Genomic DNA, 16,085 nt, shown 5'->3' with positions numbered 1-16,085 from the left:
ATGCACCATGCTGTGGTTTAAAAATTTAATGGTTTATCGTCTTAATCGCGAGATCCCACTGGCGGCAGACGAGATGGAAAAACAGCTCGATGCCTTCTCTTTCACCCCCTGCGGCAGCCAGGATATGTCGAAAACCGGCTGGGTTTCCCCGATCGGCCCGCGCAGCGACGCGCTGACCCACGTCACCAACGGTCAGATCCTGATCTGCGCCCGCAAAGAAGAGAAAATCCTGCCTTCTCCAGTGATTAAGCAAGCGCTGGAAGCCAAAATCAGCAAGCTGGAACACGAACAGTCGCGCAAGCTGAAAAAGACCGAAAAAGACTCGCTGAAGGATGAAGTCCTGCACAGCCTGCTGCCGCGCGCCTTCAGCCGCTTCAGCCAGACCTGGCTGTGGATCGACACGGTGAACAACCTGATTATGGTTGACTGTGCAAGTGCGAAAAAAGCCGAAGACACGTTAGCCCTGCTGCGTAAAAGCCTCGGTTCGCTGCCGGTAGTACCGCTAACGCTGGAAAGCCCGATTGAGCTGACGATGACCGAATGGGTGCGTTCCGGCGATCTGCCTGCCGGGTTTGCGCTAATGGATGAAGCCGAGCTGAAAGCGATTCTGGAAGACGGCGGCGTGATCCGCTGTAAAAAACAGGATCTGGTCTGCGATGAAATCGCTAACCACATTGAAGCCGGCAAACTGGTGACCAAACTGGCGCTGGACTGGCAGGAGCGCGTTCAGTTTGTGCTGTCGGATGACGGTTCACTGAAACGTCTGAAGTTTGCCGATACGCTGCGCGAGCAGAATGACGATATCGATCGGGAAGACGTTTCCGGGCGCTTTGACGCCGATTTTATTCTGATGACCGGTGAACTGGCTGCGCTGATTAGCAACACCGTTGAAGCGTTAGGCGGCGAGGCCCAGCGCTAAGCGGATAGCAAAAGGGCGGACCCGTGGCCCGCCCTTTTGCTGGATTTCGCAGATTAATCTTTCAGATAGCGGCACAGATAAGCAGAAGGCTCGGCAACCTGAAGATGGAATTCGCTGTGGCCTGGAACGTTGAACACATCGCCCGGCTGATAGTATTTCCACTCTGCTTCGCCCGGAAGCAGCACTTTCAGTGAGCCGCTCACTACGGTCATTTCTTCCGCCTGTGCGGTGCCAAAGGTGTATTCGCCTTCCGCCATCACGCCCACGCTGGCACGGCCGGTGCTCGCGCTGTCAAAACCAATAGACTTCACTTTACCGTCAAAATACTCACTAACGTTGAGCATATAAATTCCTTAAAATCAGAGACAAAGGTAAGCAGGCAATATAGAGGCATTTTCACCGGGCTGTCACGCTTTTTCAGCCGCCTGCGTGACCTTTACAGCAGCAATTCTGCCGCCAGCCTGGCGACCAGCACGTTCGGCAGCAGCACCGGTATCCCCAACAGCTTCTGCAAAAAATCACGATGGCGCTGCTGATAGCCAATGCTGTCCAACACCACCACATCGGCCCCCTGCTCCTGCAGCGACAGCGCCGCATCGATCAGCAGGTCCTCATCCGAGTGCTCCGGGCTGGCAACGGCAAAACAGGGCGGGTGGGAGAGATTTTTCCATTTGCCCGCCAGCCGGTCTTTCAGGCCGTCCTGCGGCAGCATAATTCCCACCTGATGACCTTCGACGATAGCTTCAACCAGCGGCGGCACGATGCGGTCCGGCTCCAGCAGCGTCGCGTGCCGGGTCGTCAGCCCGCTGAATTTTTCGCTGCTGAGCAGCAGAATAATTTCATAGCCCGCCTCCTCCAGCCGATCGATCCGCTGCTGCAGGCCGCGCTCAATGCAGGCCGCCGAGAGCAGCAGCTGGCTGCCATCGTTCAGTCTAATGGCCATCACATTTTCGGCGGCCACGGCCCCGTACAGCTGCTCAATCTGCGCCAGCGTCAGGCCGTCCAGCAGCCCGCTGTGCACAATGCGATCGGCGGGCAGGTGCTCCAGCAGCAGCGGAACAATGTCACTATTCGTTGACTGTCCGGGCGTCAGCGTGACCAGGGTATTATTCATAGATTACTGCTCCGCGATGTAAAAACGGCACGGTCCCCGTACTTGCCAGCCAGCTGGCGGGTAACCATCTGCAGCGCATCCAGCGCAGTGGGTGAAAAAAGCTGATCCTGGTTTTGCGTTGGAAAAGAGAGGCTGAGCGCCACGGTTTCTCCACGATGTTTATTGCTAAGCGTGGTGGCGATTGCACTGATGCCCGGCAGGGCTTCGTTGCGTGCCAGCGACCAGCCGCACTCACGAATGCGCTCCAGCTCGGCCAACAGCTGCTGCAAGGTTTGCGGCGAATTCGCCGAGTTGACCCGCCAGGCACCGGCGTACAGATTGCGCACATAGTCATCGCTGTAGCGGGATAAAATCGCACGGCCCACCGAGGTTTCAGCCGCCGGGAAGCGGCTCCCCGGCGGGGTGACGGCCTGAACGTACATTCGCCCCTGGAACATACGCATCACCATCACGTCACGCCCTTCCAGCACCGAGATATAGCCAGTACAGCTGGATTCAGCGGCCAGTCTCGCCATCATCGATGACGCACCATCGACCAGCGGCGTGGAGAGATAGTGGCTGGCCAGTGACAGCAGCATCTGCCCCAGGTGGAAACAGCGCGTATCGGGATTTCGCTCCAGCAGCCCCTGACTTTCCATGGTCGCCAGCAGCCGCGAGACGGTGCTTTTCGGCAGTTGAAGCGCCGTGACCACCTCGGTAAACGACAGCCCCTGCTGCCCCTGAACCAGACCCGGCTGATGAAATAATTTGAGTACCGCCGTGGCATTTTCTAACGTTGTCATTCGGTGAGTTCCATTTTCAGGAACTCGTGTTCCTGTTTTGTTAATTCACACTACGGTCGGCGGGATCGGCGGTCAAGAATTATAAATTTCATCGCCGGAATGGCAAAAATGCGGGCTGCGGCTTAGCCGTGTGGCGGAGGAGTTTTTGTCCTGGAAAGCATCGTAGAGAGGAAATATTGCCGCAAAACAGACGTAAACGTTAGAGTATTATGCTGCAACCAGCACAGGTAAGTAGAAAATACTCCCCGCTCGAAAAAGGAAGATGAAGAAATGGTAATGCGGCGTCCCTGCCCAGCGCTTACTCTTTTGACCGATCTTCATATCGCGCTTTGGCATCCAGCGCTTCCTGCTCGGTTTCGTGCTCGCTGATCAGGGAATCGGGCTTGGGATGATCGGCACGCAGTTCGTACCAAATCACGGTGTTGTCGGGTGCGCCCTTGTTCACCGGCACAATCGAGGCATGTCGTGGATAAGGTGGTTTGCCTGGCATAACACATTCCCTCCTGCGGTTAGCGACTCAGTTAATATCTCTGTAAATCAGATCCGGCTTCGGACCTGACTTAATTATAGACATTATCAGCCACTTATCGCATTGAGGCGGGAGATACAGAATTATCCGCAGGTCGGCCGAAGACAGGTTCAGCTGGCGCGGGCCAGGGAGAGTACGCTAACGATCTGCTGTACAACGTCTTCCGGAGACTGCATCGCATCCACAATATGGTGTGCCGCCTGGCGGTAAAGCAGGTCGCGGGCCGCAAGCACCTCGGCCATCTCCTCGGCTATCGGGCGGCCGGTCAGCGTCGGGCGCTGCGCATTGTCAGGATAGGCTTCCAGCCGCGAGGCCAGCACTTCAGACGGCGCGTTAAGATAAATAACCTGTCCGTTATCCTGCATAAACTGACGATTCTCGGCGGCCAGAATCATGCCGCCACCGGTGGCAATCACTTTACCGGGGCCGGTCACGGCGATCAGCGCGCCGGACTCACGGTTGCGGAAACCCGGCCAGCCCTCTTCCGCCACAATTTCCGCCACGGTTTTACCGCTAATCTGCTGCAGATAATAATCGGTATCGCAAAAGTCATAACCCAGTGCCGAAGCCAAAGCCTGGCCAACGGTAGTTTTCCCGCAGCCGCGAGCGCCGATGAGATAAATGGGTAATGACATAGCAGGAATTTCCTAACAAAGCGGAATAATGAACGATGACGGGCATGATACCGGACATTTTCTGCCGGGACCACTAGTAACGTTTTATTTACAGCCAGCCGGGCACAACATTCAATCAACTAGCTGTTTTAGATGAATATTTATGTGTAAAAAATAAGTTACAGCGTACTTATTTCGCCCGTTTTTGCTGCTGTAACCATTTATCCAGCTCGTTAGCGAAGGCCTGGCGATCGCGCTGGTTTAATGTTGGAGGCCCGCCGGTCTGCACGCCGCTGGCCCGCATGGTATCCATGAAATCGCGCATCGTCAGGCGCTCACGAATCGTCGCTTCGCTGTAGCGCTCGCCGCGCGGATTCAGCGCCACCGCCCCTTTTTCCATCACTTCCGCCGCCAGTGGGATATCGGCGGTAATCACCAGGTCGCCCGCTTCAGCGCGCTGGACAATTTCATTATCGGCGACGTCAAAACCCGCGGCGACCCGCAGGGTGCGTAAAAAACGCGACGGCGGCACGCTGAGCGACTGGTTTGCCACCAGCGTCACCATCACCTGCTCACGATCCGCGGCGCGGTACAGCACTTCTTTGATCACTTTCGGACACGCATCGGCATCTACCCAGATTGGCATCACCACTTCCTTCGATTGAAAATTGATAATAAGGGCGATCTTCCCATTCTTTTGCCGAATGGCAAACTTAATCTGCCGCGGCCGGTCAATTTAGCGTTTACTGCGTCCGGTTAAAACCTTTCGGTTTCAGCCTGCTCAAAGCTGCGCTAAGGTGAAGGGCAGCATCAGTACTCACTTTTTTACAGAACTCGCAGGGAGAATACGGTGGACAAGAAAATCGGTTTTATTGGCTGCGGCAATATGTCGAAGGCTATCATTGCTGGTCTGGTCGCTGCCGGGCAGGTTACGCCAGGAAATATCTGGGTTTACGACCGTAAGCCGGCAACCAATAAAATGATGCAGGAGCAGTACGGCATTACCCCGGCGGAAAGCGCGGAAGAAGTTGCCCGCGAGGCCGATATCCTGTTTGGTGCGGTGAAGCCCAATGTGATCCTCAACGTGCTGAAGGACGTCGCCAACAGCCTGAATAAAGAGAGCGTGGTGGTGTCTATCGCCGCAGGCGTAACGCTCGATTCGCTGGCCAGCGTGCTGGGCCACGATCGCAAAATTATCCGCGTAATGCCGAACACCCCGTCGCTGGTCAATGAAGGCATGACGTCGGTAACGCCAAACGTTCTGGTTTCCCACGAAGAAGCGAATGAAGTCGTTGAGATCTTCAACGGCTTTGGCAAAGCGGAGCTGGTGCCGGAGTATCTGATCCATTCCGTCGTCGGCGTAAGCGGCTCCGCACCGGCCTATGTGTTTATGTTTATTGAGGCGATGGCGGATGCGGCAGTGCTGGGCGGCATGCCGCGTGCGCAGGCCTACCGCTTTGCCGCGCAGGCGGTGAAAGGCTCCGCGCAGATGGTGCTGGAAACCGGTAAGCATCCAGGCGAGTTGAAGGATATGGTGTGCTCGCCGGGCGGCACCACCATTGAAGCGGTAAAAGTGCTGGAAGAGAAAGGCTTCCGCGCCGCCGTTATCGAAGCGATGCAGCAGTGCATGGCAAAGTCGGAGCGGATGAGTAAAGCGTAATCCCTTCTCATGCGATTAGCGCGGCGGATAAGTGACAGGCTATCCGCCGTCAGCTAATCCTGCCAATCCTGCCAATCCTGCCAATCCTGCCAATCCTGCCAATCCTGCCAATCCTGCCAATCCTGCCAATCCTGCCAATCCTGCCAATAAGGTTAAGCCACCGCCGCCGCCCAGTGGCAAACCGCTCAATTCCTCTTTCCTTTCATTCACAGAGAATATTCAGCCAATCGCCACCCGTAATTAACTCTGACAAACAAGTTTCCAGAAATCATCGAATAACTTCCCCGAGAAATTGCTGATTAAGTATTGTAAAAGAGAAGATTGGCCGGAGGTTTGAATAAAAGAAGGCAGGTATCATTATCCACCCGTACCAAAAAAACGATAGAAAAACACCAGCGGTGACCGAATTAACAGGACTGGAGATAAGCGGCCAATATGACCGCTTAATTAAATATGGCCCTGTATTCTGGCGGGCCGAACGTTAGCTTTTCTTCAGGCAGCTGCTCATAAAGGTTTTACGCGCTTCGCCCTTCAGTTCTTTTTGGCCGGCATCCGCATTACAGGTTTTCATTTTCATCTGCTGCGGCGTCATTCCCTCTACTTTCGCATCTTTTTTCAGGCAGTTGCTCATGAACGCCTTACGATCATCGCCCTTCAGCGCCTTTTCGCCGGCCTGCTTATTGCAGAGCGTCATTTTTTGCTGCTGCGCGGTTTGCTCCGCGGCACCCGCATAACCTGCTGCGACAGCCGAGAGCAGTAAAACCGCGATCGTCATTTTCATCTTCATATCCTTCCCATCCCTTATTGTTTTCAGTACGGGTAAAGTTTGGCACGGCTTTGCCGTTAGGCGAGAAAAAGTGCAGAGATTTGTATCGGGCATCACAGCGGCAGGCGAAAGCACCGCCGTCGCTGGCGGTTACGACCTGTCGTGCTCAGGAATAGATTACTGGCGGGGATGATTCAGTAGGCGTTGAATATAGCTTTGCAGCAGCGAGAGATCTTCCGGGTGCTGTTGTTCCCCAACGGAAGCCGTCTGGATTGCTGAATCAATACTTTCATTTATCTGCCGCAGTTGTTCTGCATCGGTTTTACGTAACAGCGCGGTTACGACAATCTCTAATGCTTCAACCTGGGCAACCAGCTCTTTGGATTCCGTTTCTTTTTCGGCAAGCCTGATCAGTAATTCTGCAATGAGATTCTTCATGCGACTGTCTCAGCAAGGTAAAGTAAGACGGTAACACTGGTTTAAATAAAAGAAAACAGTAATCGCTTTATATTTTCGCGACTTATGCACTGAAAAAGCGCAAACGACGGTTTTTAGATTTCGAAACGTTTCGCTGTCATATAAATACAATATAACGGGGGAAGGAAAGGTGCAGAACAGACCCCGAAAGTACGGACGACTTCCGGGATCCTGGTGATTAACGGCCCGGCCCCATAAATCCACCGCGAGGACCGCCGCCGCCCCAGCCGCCACCACCGCCTCCCCAACCGCCGCCGCCGCCGCCACCGCCCGGAGGAGGGAACAGGCATCCACTGAGCACTGCCACTAACGCGACGATGCTCGCCGCCTTAAGAATACGAATCATGTTAAAACCTCACGGGTCACAATATGAGGATGCCCTCCTCATTTCTCCCGCGATAGTAAGCGCGGCCTGGGCCGCTCACAATGCAGAATAATCCGGTTAGCGGCGCTTTTTACTCGCCGTAACCGCGCTTAACGATTTACTGTTAATTTCCTCGCACAACCCTGCTCTGGCAGCGGAAGTCATCCGCGTTCTTCACGTGAAATTGCCGCGATCCGCCTCGCATTACACAGGATTTCCACTTTACAACCACGCTAATTCACGCCAATGTGAGCGCATAACATTGATGAGGTTTTAACCATGACCGATCGCGCTCCGCTTTCCCTGCAACAGCTGGTGTCTCTCCGTTACTGGGAGAACCCTGCCGTTACTCAGCTCAACCGCTTACCCAGCCACCCTCCCTTCGCCAGCTGGCGTAACAGTGACGAAGCGCGCAGGGATCTTCCCAGCCCGTCGCTCCACCCCCTCAGCGGTGAGTGGAGATTCAGCTACTTCAATCGACCGGAAGCCGTGCCTGATAGCTGGATCACCGCGGACCTGAGTTCGGCCGATCGCGTCACCGTGCCGTCAAACTGGCAGCTTTCCGGCTATGACGCACCGATTTACACCAATGTGCAGTATCCGATTCCGGTCGATCCGCCGCGCGTTCCTGCCGAGAACCCAACCGGCTGTTACTCGCTCACATTTAACTGCGCGACCGACTGGCTGCAAAGCGGGCAGACGCGGATCATCTTCGACGGCGTGAACTCGGCCTTCTATCTGTGGTGCAACGGCACGTTTATCGGCTATTCGCAGGACAGTCGGTTACCGGCGGAGTTCGATCTCAGCGCCGTGCTGCAAAGCGGTACAAACCGTATTGCGGTGATGGTGCTGCGTTGGTGTGACGGCAGCTATCTGGAAGATCAGGATATGTGGCGGATGAGCGGTATTTTCCGCGACGTCAGCCTGCTGCATAAGCCCGCGGTGCGCCTGCAGGATGTGCAGATTGAAACCCGCCTGAGCGCGGAATTTCACAGCGCCGACCTGCGCGTACTGGCGGTCTGCTCCGAACAGGATGCCCGCGACCATCAGATTAACGTGACGCTGTGGGAGGGGGAAAACCGGATTGCCGAACAAAACCAGCCGCTCGGCAGCGCGGTCATTGATGAACGTGGCCGCTACAGCGACCGCACGTTGCTCAGCATCAATGTGCCGCAGCCGCGGCTGTGGAGTGCGGAAACCCCGCACCTTTACCGGGCGGTGGTGACGCTGCTTGATGCCAGCGGAACGCCGCTGGAGAGCGAAGCGTATGACGTCGGTTTCCGTCATATCGCGGTGGAAGGCGGGCTGCTGAAGCTCAACGGCAGGCCGCTGCTGATCCGCGGTACCAATCGTCACGAACATCATCCCGATCGCGGCCAGGTGATGGATGAAGAGACGATGATCCGCGACATCATGCTGATGAAGCAGCACAATTTTAATGCCGTGCGCTGCTCGCACTACCCCAATCACGCCCTGTGGTATCGCCTGTGCGATCGTTTCGGGCTGTATGTGGTTGATGAGGCGAATATCGAAACCCACGGCATGCAGCCGATGAACCGCCTGTCGGACGATCCGCAGTGGTTTAATGCCTTCAGCGAGCGCGTCACGCGCATGGTGCAGCGCGATCGCAACCACGCCTGCATTATCATCTGGTCACTCGGCAACGAATCCGGCCACGGCAGCACGCACGATGCGCTTTATAGCTGGGTGAAAAGCCACGATCCCAGCCGCCCGGTACAGTATGAAGGCGGAGGAGCCAACACCGCCGCCACCGATATTATCTGCCCGATGTATGCCAGAGTGGATCAGGATCAGCCGTTCGAAGCCGTACCAAAATGGTCGCTGAAGAAGTGGATCGGTCTGCCGGATGAGCAGCGCCCGCTGATCCTGTGTGAATATGCCCACGCGATGGGCAACAGCCTCGGCGGCTTCGACCGCTACTGGGCGGCGTTCCGCCAGTTCCCTCGCCTTCAGGGCGGATTCGTCTGGGACTGGGTCGATCAAAGCCTGACCCGTCATGAAGCGGACGGCAGCCGCTGGCAAGCCTACGGCGGCGACTTTGGCGATACGCCTAACGATCGCCAGTTCTGCATGAATGGCCTGGTCTTTGCCGATCGCACCCCGCACCCCTCCCTGTTTGAGGCGCAGCGCGCCCAGCAGTTCTTCCAGTTTGCCGTCGAGAGCTATGCCCCGCTGACACTGCGTATTACCAGCGAATACCTGTTCCGCAGCAGCGATAACGAAATCGTGCGCTGGCGCATTGAGCACGAAGGACAGCATGTCGGCGGAGGCGAGCAAACACTGGCGCTGGCCGCCGAACAGAGCATCAGCGTGGTACTCGGTGACGTGCCCGCGCTGGCCGGAGAACTGTGGCTGCGGGTAGAGGTAACACAGCCTGCCGCCACCGCATGGTCGCCCGCCGGGCACCGCGTGGCCTGGGACGGCTGGCGTCTGCCTGCCGCGCTCGCACTGCCGCAGCCGCAGCAGAGTCGCGACCGTCCACGACTCACCACGACCGGACAGCAGTTCGACGTGCAGCACGGCGAGCAGCGTTGGCAGTTCAGCCGCAGCAGCGGCGAGCTGACGCAGTGGCTGCGTGGCGAGCAACCGCAGCTGCTCTCCCCGCTCTCCGATCTGTTTGTACGCGCGCCGCTGGATAACGATATTGGCATCAGCGAGGTGACCCGCGTCGATCCTCACGCCTGGGTCGAGCGCTGGCGACGTGCGGGCTACAATCAGCTCGAACCGCTGTTGATTAGCCTGCAGGCGGATGAACTGAGTCACGGCGTGCAGATTAGCAGCGTCCACGCCTGGCAGAGTGCGGGGGATACACGCTTTATCAGCCGCAAGCGCTATCTGTTTGACGGCGAGGGTAAACTCACCCTCGACGTTGAGGTGGATATTACCCCCGGGCAGCCGGAACCCGCACGAATTGGCCTGCGCTGTCAGCTGGCGGAAGTAGCGGAACACGCCAGCTGGCTAGGTCTGGGACCGCATGAAAACTATCCGGATCGGCGGCTGGCCGCCGAGTTCTCCCGCTGGCAACTGCCGCTGGCCGAACTCCGCACCGACTATGTCTTCCCGGGTGAAAACGGGCTGCGGGGCGGCACCCGCGTTCTGGAGTATGCCGGACTGAAGGCGGAGGGGGATTTCCACTTCTCGCTGAACCGCCACAGCATTGAACAGCTTCGCGATACGTCACATCGCCACCTGCTGCACGATGAGCCGGGATGCTGGCTGATCCTTGACGGTTATCATATGGGCGTGGGCGGTGACGACTCGTGGAGCCCGAGCGTTAACCCGGACTTCCTGCTGTCTGCCCGGCAGTATCGCTATCAGCTCACGCTGTCACTTACCTGATGTGGCCTCCCCCGCGCGGTTTCCGCGCGGGCGGCGGTAAATCCAGATCAGCTGCACGGTATTCACCAGCACCACCACGGCGGTGGCGCCAAATACCCAGCGGAAGCCCCCGGCGGCTGAAACCGCCGATCCCATCAGCGGCCCAACCACGTTGCCAAGATACATAAACGACTGGTTATAGCCAAAAATCCTGCCGGTTACCCGATCGCTGCAGTAGCGCAGCAAAAGAGTTTGCACGGCGGGCATCATCGCCCCTTCGGCAAATCCCAGCAGGAAGCGCAGAATGCCCAGCTCAAGGGCGCTGCTGGCCCACGACATGCCGACAAACAGCAGTATCGAAAAAATCAGCGATGCAAACAGGATGTACTGCGCGCCAATGCGGTCGCCAAGCTTACCCAACGACGGTGCGGACAGCAGCGCAGACACCCCGGGGATCGCCGCCACCACGCCGCTAAGAAAAGCAATGTTCTGCACGTTTGGTTCAAGTTCGCGCACGAACAGCGTCAGAATCGGGCTGATCGAGCCGTTGCATAGCTGGATGACCAGCGTGGTAAAAAACAGGCTGATGGTCAGCGTTGGCCACGGCAGGGTTCGGAACACCATGCTGCCGCTGAGATTGTCTTCTTTTTTAACGCGTATCACGCCGCTCTCTTTAATCAGGAACAGCGTAATCAGAAAGCTTATCAACAGTAGCCCGGAGGTGATGATAAATACCGCGCGCAGACCAATCCAGTCAGCCAGCAGCCCGCCCATCAGCGGCCCCATAATCACCCCGCAAATTTGCGCCGTGGACACCATGCTCATCGCCCAGCCGCTGCGCTCGCGCGGAACCTGGGCCGCCACCAGCGCCATCGCGTTAGGAATGTAGCCAGAGGTCAGCCCCATCAGCGCACGCAGCGCCAGCAGCTGCCAGACGTTGGTGACAAAGGCCTGCAGCAGGATCACCACGCCCATACCGAGCGAAGCGCGCAGCAGCATCAGCTTGCGCCCTTTACGATCGGCAAGGCTGCCCCACATCGGGGAAACAATCGCTGAAACCAGGAAGGTGATACTGAAAATCAGCCCGGACCAGAGCGTCAGTGATGCGGAGTCGGTCACGCCAAGCTGTTCAACATAGAGGGGAAGAAACGGGATAATCTGACTGATCGCCAGCCCGGTAAACAGGCACCCAAACCAGACAGAGATTAAATTAACCTTCCAGGATTCCATCGGACTGTGCAGCGGCCTTATAAGATATAACGGGCGACAAGTGTACCAACTGTCAGCGGCGGCGTGCGGGCAAATAAGGTAATCAACACCACTTCAGAATTATCTACTAACAGCGGCAGTGCTTCCGCTCTGAAAAAGCAAAAAACCCGCCGAAGCGGGTTTTTTAACTTTCATCATCTCAGACGTTAAACGCCGAGCGAATGAAAAGAGTGACTATCTTACAGCGCAGTTACGTTAGCAGCTGCTGGGCCTTTCTGGCCGTTTTCGATAGTGAACTCTACTTTCTGGCCTTCTTCCAGCGTCTTGAAGCCGCCGTTCTGAATTGCAGAGAAGTGTACGAAAACGTCTTTGCTGCCGTCGGTTGGGGAGATGAAGCCGAAACCTTTCTCAGCGTTGAACCATTTTACCAAACCAGTCATTTTGTTAGACATGAGTCTTTCCTTCAATTATGTAGTAAGCCACAGTGGGCACAAGGTTTTTCAACAGGGGATTACTATGAGGCACTCAAGAAGGAAGTCAGGAATAAGCTATGTAACGCTTTAACTGCAGACTGCTTTACTAAAATTGCTCGCATACGTGGGTCTGTATCAAAACCAACGCATGCATTTACTCATAACCCCGCGCGCAGTACAAGCAGGAAAAAAATAAAAAGCCGCCACAATGATTAACTCACTGATTATTATGAAAATATATTTTCATCTTCTACGACCTGTTTTTTAAATACACAGTGTTACTGCTTTCAATACTGTCAGGTAATAGATTATCGACAAGCGCTGACGGGTTTACGCCAGCCTTCACCTGTCGACAGATAATTATGTACTATCATTGACTAAATCGTTGTTCCACCGAGGATAATACGGAATGTTTGAACTGTTTAAGGCCGTGGGTCTGGGTCTGGTCGTGCTGTTGCCGCTGGCCAATCCACTGACGACCGTAGCCCTGTTCTTAGGGCTGGCGGGCGATATGAACTACCAGGAACGCAATCGACAGTCGCGGCAGGCATCGATCTACGTGTTTATCATCATGGCCGTCGCCTACTATGCCGGTAATGTGGTGATGGACACGTTTGGTATCTCGATTCCCGGCCTGCGTATCGCCGGAGGCCTGATCGTGGCGTTTATCGGTTTTCGCATGCTGTTCCCACAGCAGCAGGCGGGGCACTCGATGGAGGCCGAGCACAAACTGGATGAGATGAGCGAGCGTAATAGCGTCAATATCGCCTTCGTTCCGTTGGCGATGCCCAGCACCGCCGGGCCGGGTACGATTGCGATGATTATCTCCACCGCGTCGACGATCCACAGCGGCACCGCCTTCTCTCCCTGGGTGATTACCGTCGCCCCCGTGCTGACCTTTCTTGCCGTCAGTCTGATCCTGTGGGGCTGCCTGCGCAGCTCCGGGGCGATTATGCGTCTGGTGGGCAAAGGCGGAATTGAAGCCATCTCACGCCTGATGGGCTTCCTGCTGGTCTGCATGGGCGTGCAGTTTATGATTAACGGCACGCTTGAGGTGATTACCACCTATCACGCCGGATAAACGTCCCCTGTTCCGGGCCACTTCAGTCGGCCTGGAAACTTTTCAGAGTACTTAAAAATATTTCCTGGTGTTACTGGCATTCCGCCACTGCACTTCTACAGTTTACAGAATCTCCGGTCATTTTTTTCAGGTAGCGGGAGCGGACGATTCTTGCCCACCCCTCTCGTATTCACATTAACGGTTATGAATTCACTGAAGGCGCTTCGCCCTTTAGTGGACGCGTCTGTGGAGGTTTATCATGGCTTATCACGTACAGGGCGCAGGCCGCGCAATTACCGACTACTTTAACAGCCCGGCTTTCCAGGCACCGAAGGAAAGTGAACTGCTTGAAGCAATCATGATCGAGCTGATGCAAAACGGAAAACCGCCCAGCAACGAGGCCATCATTGCCAGCGTGATCGCCCGCCTTGAAGGGGAAGCCGATGAAGCTCTGCTTCAGGGATACCGCAATCTGCTGACGCAGATTTTTAACGGCGGCAAATAAGCGCACCACGCGCCAGAATCCCCCTCTGCACCACCACGTTTATCGCGAAAAAAAACCCGCACAGGGCGGGTTAAAGACGAGCATTGCATATCTGGAGTGACGAGGAAGTCACGTTGTGTGCAGCCAGATACTGCCAACCGCGCGTTGCAGGATGATGACAGCACAAACCCGCCTGCCCGTAGGGGGAATATTCCCTATACGAATGTTTACACGGCAAACGATTGTTATTCGGCATAGCGTCATTAAGATAGGCGCCGAAAGCAGGCTGGAGATGGCAGATGAACAACTGGTATATCGTACTTATTAACCGCTTTAAAAAGGTCGGCCTTTACCTGCTATTGCCTCTTCTTTGCCTTATTCTGATTATCCGCCTGGTCGATGGCATTCGCGCGCCCGACCTGCCCGCTGATTTTGCCAGCCGGTCACTGCATACCATCGACGGACGAGATTTGACCCTCGCGGAACTTAGCGAAAAAAAGCCGCTACTGGTGTTGTTCTGGGACCGCTGGTGCGCGGCCTGCCACGACACCATTCCACTGATGGTCCGGCTCAACGGTAAACGAACCAACGTGCTGACCGTTGCCAGTCAGTCGGGAAACGACATCAGCATTGTGCGCTACCTGGATGGGCATCACATCACGCTACCGGTGGTCAACGACAGTAACGGCAGCCTTGCGGCCCACTGGCAGGTGACCAGCAAACCTACGCTGATTTTTGTGGCAAAAGGAGAAGTGGTCAGCACCAGCAGTGGCTGGACCAGCAACACCGGCGTGCTGCTGCGTCTGTGGTGGGTCAGAAAATGGCAGTACTGACTGGCCTTTCCGGCCAGCCAGTGTCGGTCAGCCGCAGTAAACCCGGGTTATGTTGCCCTGCTGATCGCCCGAGAAGTTAATGCGATTCAGATTAAAGTCCATGGTTACGGCAGAATTGTAGGGGATCGCGCGTACCGGCTTTTCGAAACGCAGCGTTTCCAGCGCGCTGAGCGGTTTGCCAACGTACTGCTGTAATTCCGATGCGCCGCAGCGATCCATTTCCGGATCCACCGGGTGATTCGCCGCATTTTTCTGGCCGGACGACTGGCAGCCCGCCAGCGCCATCAACGCCGCAACGAACGCTATTTTTCCATAATGTTTCACTGTTCCTGCTCCTCTTTCGCGTAAATAATCGGCAAATTGAGTTAAAGATTAACAGATTAACGCCCGAATGCGCAGGTAAAAGCGCATTTGTCTGACCCGCACGATTAGCTCCTCTGCGCACGCATCGCTCAGAAAACAGCCAGATTTCAGCTATAATTTTAGGAGTTTTCCCAAAGAGGAGATTCTTATGGAACTGGCTATCTTTGTTACCTTTGCCGTCATCATGACGCTGGTCGCGGTGCGAGTCCGCTAACGTCCTCCCGGCCCCGGTGATTTTCTCCGGGGCATTTGCGCACACGAGCGCCTCCTCCATCATTCACTTTTTCCCGCTGCACCTTCACCTTTTTTCCCACGATGTACCCCAAACTCGACAGTGTTCGCAACAGTTGTTAACATCGGAAAAAACCTTCCAGGACAGGTTGTTGCCATGAATACCGCTCCCGACAGAGTGTCCCAAACCCTGCTCTGTGCCGGGATGTTGATTATCTGGTATGCCGTTACCCTGCTGGTGAGATATCTGCCCAACCACGCCATGCTGGTCAGCAGCGGCCTGCTGATGCCGGTGCTCTGCACGCTGGAATTTGCCGTGCTGATCCCGCTTTTCCGCTGGTACATGCGTCACTACGGTGACATCCACATCGGTAAACTCTTCCCGCGTCAGGTCATGGTATTCAGCGTGCTGCTGATTATGCTGCTGGTAAGCCAGGCCTTTTATATGCAGCGAGAGAGCTGGACGGGGGGGCAGTTTAGCGGCAATGCAACGAGCTCGATCCTGTTCGCGCTGGCCGTGGTACTGCTGGCCCCGGTGTACGAAGAGATCCTGTTTCGCGGCTATTTAATGCAGGGATTTTTACTGTGGGCGCCGCGCCAGCGGGTTGCCTGTTCGCTGCTGACCTCGCTGGCCTTCGCCGCCATCCATACCCAGTATGCTCATCTGCAAACCCTGATCGCGCTGCTTGCGCTGTCGCTGCTGCTCTGCGCCGCACGGCTGGTTTCGGGCGGTTTGAAGTTACCTATTTTCCTGCATATGCTTAATAACCTGCTCGGCGTTGCGCCCTGGCTGTGGCTGACCTTCAGCCGCTAGCGTCATTGGTTGCACTAAGGCAAAGGTTATAACCTTTCGACTCCCCTTATAACG

General features: G+C 55.9%; 20 protein-coding genes. 8 read left to right on the top strand and 12 right to left on the bottom strand.

The window, feature by feature from the left end; genetic code table 11:
- Positions 1–7: 7 nt before the first annotated feature.
- Complete coding sequence (rdgC, locus tag EC836_RS17920; protein WP_123335623.1) at positions 8–919, top strand: recombination-associated protein RdgC; 912 nt, start codon at positions 8–10, stop codon at positions 917–919.
- 53 nt (positions 920–972) lie between these two features.
- Here rdgC and ppnP read toward each other — a convergent pair whose 3' ends face one another.
- The 6 genes from ppnP to EC836_RS17890 form a co-directional block, all read right to left on the bottom strand.
- Positions 973–1,263, bottom strand: a complete 291-nt coding sequence (ppnP, locus tag EC836_RS17915; protein WP_105590753.1) for a pyrimidine/purine nucleoside phosphorylase — start codon at positions 1,261–1,263, stop codon at positions 973–975.
- 92 nt (positions 1,264–1,355) lie between these two features.
- On the bottom strand, positions 1,356–2,033 hold the full coding sequence (locus tag EC836_RS17910; RefSeq protein WP_123335621.1) for an AroM family protein: 678 nt from the start codon (positions 2,031–2,033) through the stop codon (positions 1,356–1,358).
- Positions 2,030–2,815 (bottom strand): IclR family transcriptional regulator, encoded by a 786-nt coding sequence (locus EC836_RS17905; protein WP_123335619.1) that lies wholly within the window; start codon positions 2,813–2,815, stop codon positions 2,030–2,032. The genes EC836_RS17910 and EC836_RS17905 overlap by 4 nt, the downstream gene beginning before the upstream one ends.
- Positions 2,816–3,113: 298 nt before the next feature.
- Positions 3,114–3,305, bottom strand: coding sequence for a YaiA family protein (locus tag EC836_RS17900; RefSeq protein WP_123335617.1), 192 nt, complete (start codon positions 3,303–3,305; stop codon positions 3,114–3,116).
- A 149-nt stretch (positions 3,306–3,454) separates the two neighbouring features.
- Complete coding sequence (gene aroL, locus EC836_RS17895; protein ID WP_123335615.1) at positions 3,455–3,979, bottom strand: shikimate kinase AroL; 525 nt, start codon at positions 3,977–3,979, stop codon at positions 3,455–3,457.
- A gap of 169 nt (positions 3,980–4,148) precedes the next feature.
- Positions 4,149–4,604, bottom strand: coding sequence for a YaiI/YqxD family protein (locus EC836_RS17890; RefSeq protein WP_123335613.1), 456 nt, complete (start codon positions 4,602–4,604; stop codon positions 4,149–4,151).
- 204 nt (positions 4,605–4,808) lie between these two features.
- Between EC836_RS17890 and proC the strand changes: the two genes are divergently transcribed.
- Together proC and EC836_RS17880 are read left to right on the top strand one after the other, a co-directional pair.
- Positions 4,809–5,618 carry a pyrroline-5-carboxylate reductase gene (gene proC / locus EC836_RS17885; protein WP_123335611.1) on the top strand — a complete coding sequence of 270 codons (810 nt, stop codon included), beginning with the start codon at positions 4,809–4,811 and terminating at the stop codon, positions 5,616–5,618.
- Between the two features lie 31 nt (positions 5,619–5,649).
- Positions 5,650–5,862, top strand: coding sequence for a hypothetical protein (locus tag EC836_RS17880; RefSeq protein ID WP_123335609.1), 213 nt, complete (start codon positions 5,650–5,652; stop codon positions 5,860–5,862).
- A 237-nt stretch (positions 5,863–6,099) separates the two neighbouring features.
- Here EC836_RS17880 and EC836_RS17875 read toward each other — a convergent pair whose 3' ends face one another.
- The 3 genes from EC836_RS17875 to EC836_RS24740 all read right to left on the bottom strand — a co-directional run bounded on the left by EC836_RS17875 (position 6,100) and on the right by EC836_RS24740 (position 7,207).
- On the bottom strand, positions 6,100–6,405 hold the full coding sequence (locus tag EC836_RS17875; protein ID WP_123335607.1) for a PsiF family protein: 306 nt from the start codon (positions 6,403–6,405) through the stop codon (positions 6,100–6,102).
- 156 nt (positions 6,406–6,561) lie between these two features.
- On the bottom strand, positions 6,562–6,822 hold the full coding sequence (gene iraP / locus EC836_RS17870; protein WP_123335605.1) for an anti-adapter protein IraP: 261 nt from the start codon (positions 6,820–6,822) through the stop codon (positions 6,562–6,564).
- A gap of 217 nt (positions 6,823–7,039) precedes the next feature.
- Positions 7,040–7,207, bottom strand: coding sequence for a hypothetical protein (locus EC836_RS24740; protein WP_158612802.1), 168 nt, complete (start codon positions 7,205–7,207; stop codon positions 7,040–7,042).
- A 297-nt stretch (positions 7,208–7,504) separates the two neighbouring features.
- Between EC836_RS24740 and EC836_RS17865 the strand changes: the two genes are divergently transcribed.
- The gene (locus tag EC836_RS17865) at positions 7,505–10,585 is read left to right on the top strand and encodes a beta-galactosidase (protein WP_123335603.1); all 3,081 of its coding nucleotides are present in this window, start codon (positions 7,505–7,507) and stop codon (positions 10,583–10,585) included.
- Here EC836_RS17865 and EC836_RS17860 read toward each other — a convergent pair.
- Both EC836_RS17860 and cspA read right to left on the bottom strand, forming a co-directional pair.
- Positions 10,574–11,794 (bottom strand): multidrug efflux MFS transporter, encoded by a 1,221-nt coding sequence (locus tag EC836_RS17860; RefSeq protein ID WP_123335601.1) that lies wholly within the window; start codon positions 11,792–11,794, stop codon positions 10,574–10,576. The two genes, EC836_RS17865 and EC836_RS17860, sit on opposite strands and share 12 nt — an antisense overlap.
- A gap of 218 nt (positions 11,795–12,012) precedes the next feature.
- Positions 12,013–12,225: an RNA chaperone/antiterminator CspA gene (cspA, locus tag EC836_RS17855; RefSeq protein WP_012442280.1), complete on the bottom strand. Its 213-nt coding sequence runs from the start codon at positions 12,223–12,225 to the stop codon at positions 12,013–12,015.
- Between the two features lie 430 nt (positions 12,226–12,655).
- Here cspA and EC836_RS17850 point away from each other — a divergent pair, with 430 nt between their 5' ends.
- The 3 genes from EC836_RS17850 (at position 12,656) to EC836_RS17840 (ending at position 14,623) form a co-directional block, all read left to right on the top strand.
- A complete protein-coding gene (locus EC836_RS17850; RefSeq protein WP_123335598.1) occupies positions 12,656–13,327 on the top strand; it encodes a MarC family NAAT transporter in 672 nt (223 codons plus the stop codon).
- Positions 13,328–13,565: 238 nt separating this feature from the next.
- Entirely contained in the window at positions 13,566–13,811 is a 246-nt protein-coding gene (locus EC836_RS17845) for a biofilm development regulator YmgB/AriR family protein (protein WP_123335596.1), read from the top strand.
- 278 nt (positions 13,812–14,089) lie between these two features.
- The gene (locus EC836_RS17840) at positions 14,090–14,623 is read left to right on the top strand and encodes a redoxin domain-containing protein (protein WP_233599357.1); all 534 of its coding nucleotides are present in this window, start codon (positions 14,090–14,092) and stop codon (positions 14,621–14,623) included.
- Positions 14,624–14,650: 27 nt separating this feature from the next.
- Here EC836_RS17840 and EC836_RS17835 read toward each other — a convergent pair whose 3' ends face one another.
- Positions 14,651–14,947 carry an I78 family peptidase inhibitor gene (locus EC836_RS17835; RefSeq protein WP_123335594.1) on the bottom strand — a complete coding sequence of 99 codons (297 nt, stop codon included), beginning with the start codon at positions 14,945–14,947 and terminating at the stop codon, positions 14,651–14,653.
- A 427-nt stretch (positions 14,948–15,374) separates the two neighbouring features.
- On the opposite strand from EC836_RS17835, the gene EC836_RS17830 reads away from it, so the two are divergent.
- On the top strand, positions 15,375–16,031 hold the full coding sequence (locus tag EC836_RS17830; protein ID WP_123335592.1) for a CPBP family intramembrane glutamic endopeptidase: 657 nt from the start codon (positions 15,375–15,377) through the stop codon (positions 16,029–16,031).
- Positions 16,032–16,085 lie beyond the last annotated feature (54 nt).

Origin of the sequence: Erwinia sp. JUb26, assembly GCF_003751505.1 — a bacterium.
GTDB lineage: Bacteria > Pseudomonadota > Gammaproteobacteria > Enterobacterales > Enterobacteriaceae > Erwinia.
This window is presented reverse-complemented; position numbering and strand designations above follow the sequence as displayed.

Excerpts from the sequence above, each read along its gene's own strand:
- rdgC (WP_123335623.1), top strand. The coding sequence starts at position 8 with ATGCTGTGGTTTAAAAATTTAATGGTTTATCGTCTTAATCGCGAGATC.
- ppnP (WP_105590753.1), bottom strand. The coding sequence starts at position 1,263 with ATGCTCAACGTTAGTGAGTATTTTGACGGTAAAGTGAAGTCTATTGGT.
- EC836_RS17910 (WP_123335621.1), bottom strand. The coding sequence starts at position 2,033 with ATGAATAATACCCTGGTCACGCTGACGCCCGGACAGTCAACGAATAGT.
- EC836_RS17905 (WP_123335619.1), bottom strand. The coding sequence starts at position 2,815 with ATGACAACGTTAGAAAATGCCACGGCGGTACTCAAATTATTTCATCAG.
- EC836_RS17900 (WP_123335617.1), bottom strand. The coding sequence starts at position 3,305 with ATGCCAGGCAAACCACCTTATCCACGACATGCCTCGATTGTGCCGGTG.
- aroL (WP_123335615.1), bottom strand. The coding sequence starts at position 3,979 with ATGTCATTACCCATTTATCTCATCGGCGCTCGCGGCTGCGGGAAAACT.
- EC836_RS17890 (WP_123335613.1), bottom strand. The coding sequence starts at position 4,604 with ATGCCAATCTGGGTAGATGCCGATGCGTGTCCGAAAGTGATCAAAGAA.
- EC836_RS17875 (WP_123335607.1), bottom strand. The coding sequence starts at position 6,405 with ATGAAGATGAAAATGACGATCGCGGTTTTACTGCTCTCGGCTGTCGCA.
- iraP (WP_123335605.1), bottom strand. The coding sequence starts at position 6,822 with ATGAAGAATCTCATTGCAGAATTACTGATCAGGCTTGCCGAAAAAGAA.
- EC836_RS24740 (WP_158612802.1), bottom strand. The coding sequence starts at position 7,207 with ATGATTCGTATTCTTAAGGCGGCGAGCATCGTCGCGTTAGTGGCAGTG.
- EC836_RS17865 (WP_123335603.1), top strand. The coding sequence starts at position 7,505 with ATGACCGATCGCGCTCCGCTTTCCCTGCAACAGCTGGTGTCTCTCCGT.
- EC836_RS17860 (WP_123335601.1), bottom strand. The coding sequence starts at position 11,794 with ATGGAATCCTGGAAGGTTAATTTAATCTCTGTCTGGTTTGGGTGCCTG.
- cspA (WP_012442280.1), bottom strand. The coding sequence starts at position 12,225 with ATGTCTAACAAAATGACTGGTTTGGTAAAATGGTTCAACGCTGAGAAA.
- EC836_RS17850 (WP_123335598.1), top strand. The coding sequence starts at position 12,656 with ATGTTTGAACTGTTTAAGGCCGTGGGTCTGGGTCTGGTCGTGCTGTTG.
- EC836_RS17845 (WP_123335596.1), top strand. The coding sequence starts at position 13,566 with ATGGCTTATCACGTACAGGGCGCAGGCCGCGCAATTACCGACTACTTT.
- EC836_RS17840 (WP_233599357.1), top strand. The coding sequence starts at position 14,090 with ATGAACAACTGGTATATCGTACTTATTAACCGCTTTAAAAAGGTCGGC.
- EC836_RS17830 (WP_123335592.1), top strand. The coding sequence starts at position 15,375 with ATGAATACCGCTCCCGACAGAGTGTCCCAAACCCTGCTCTGTGCCGGG.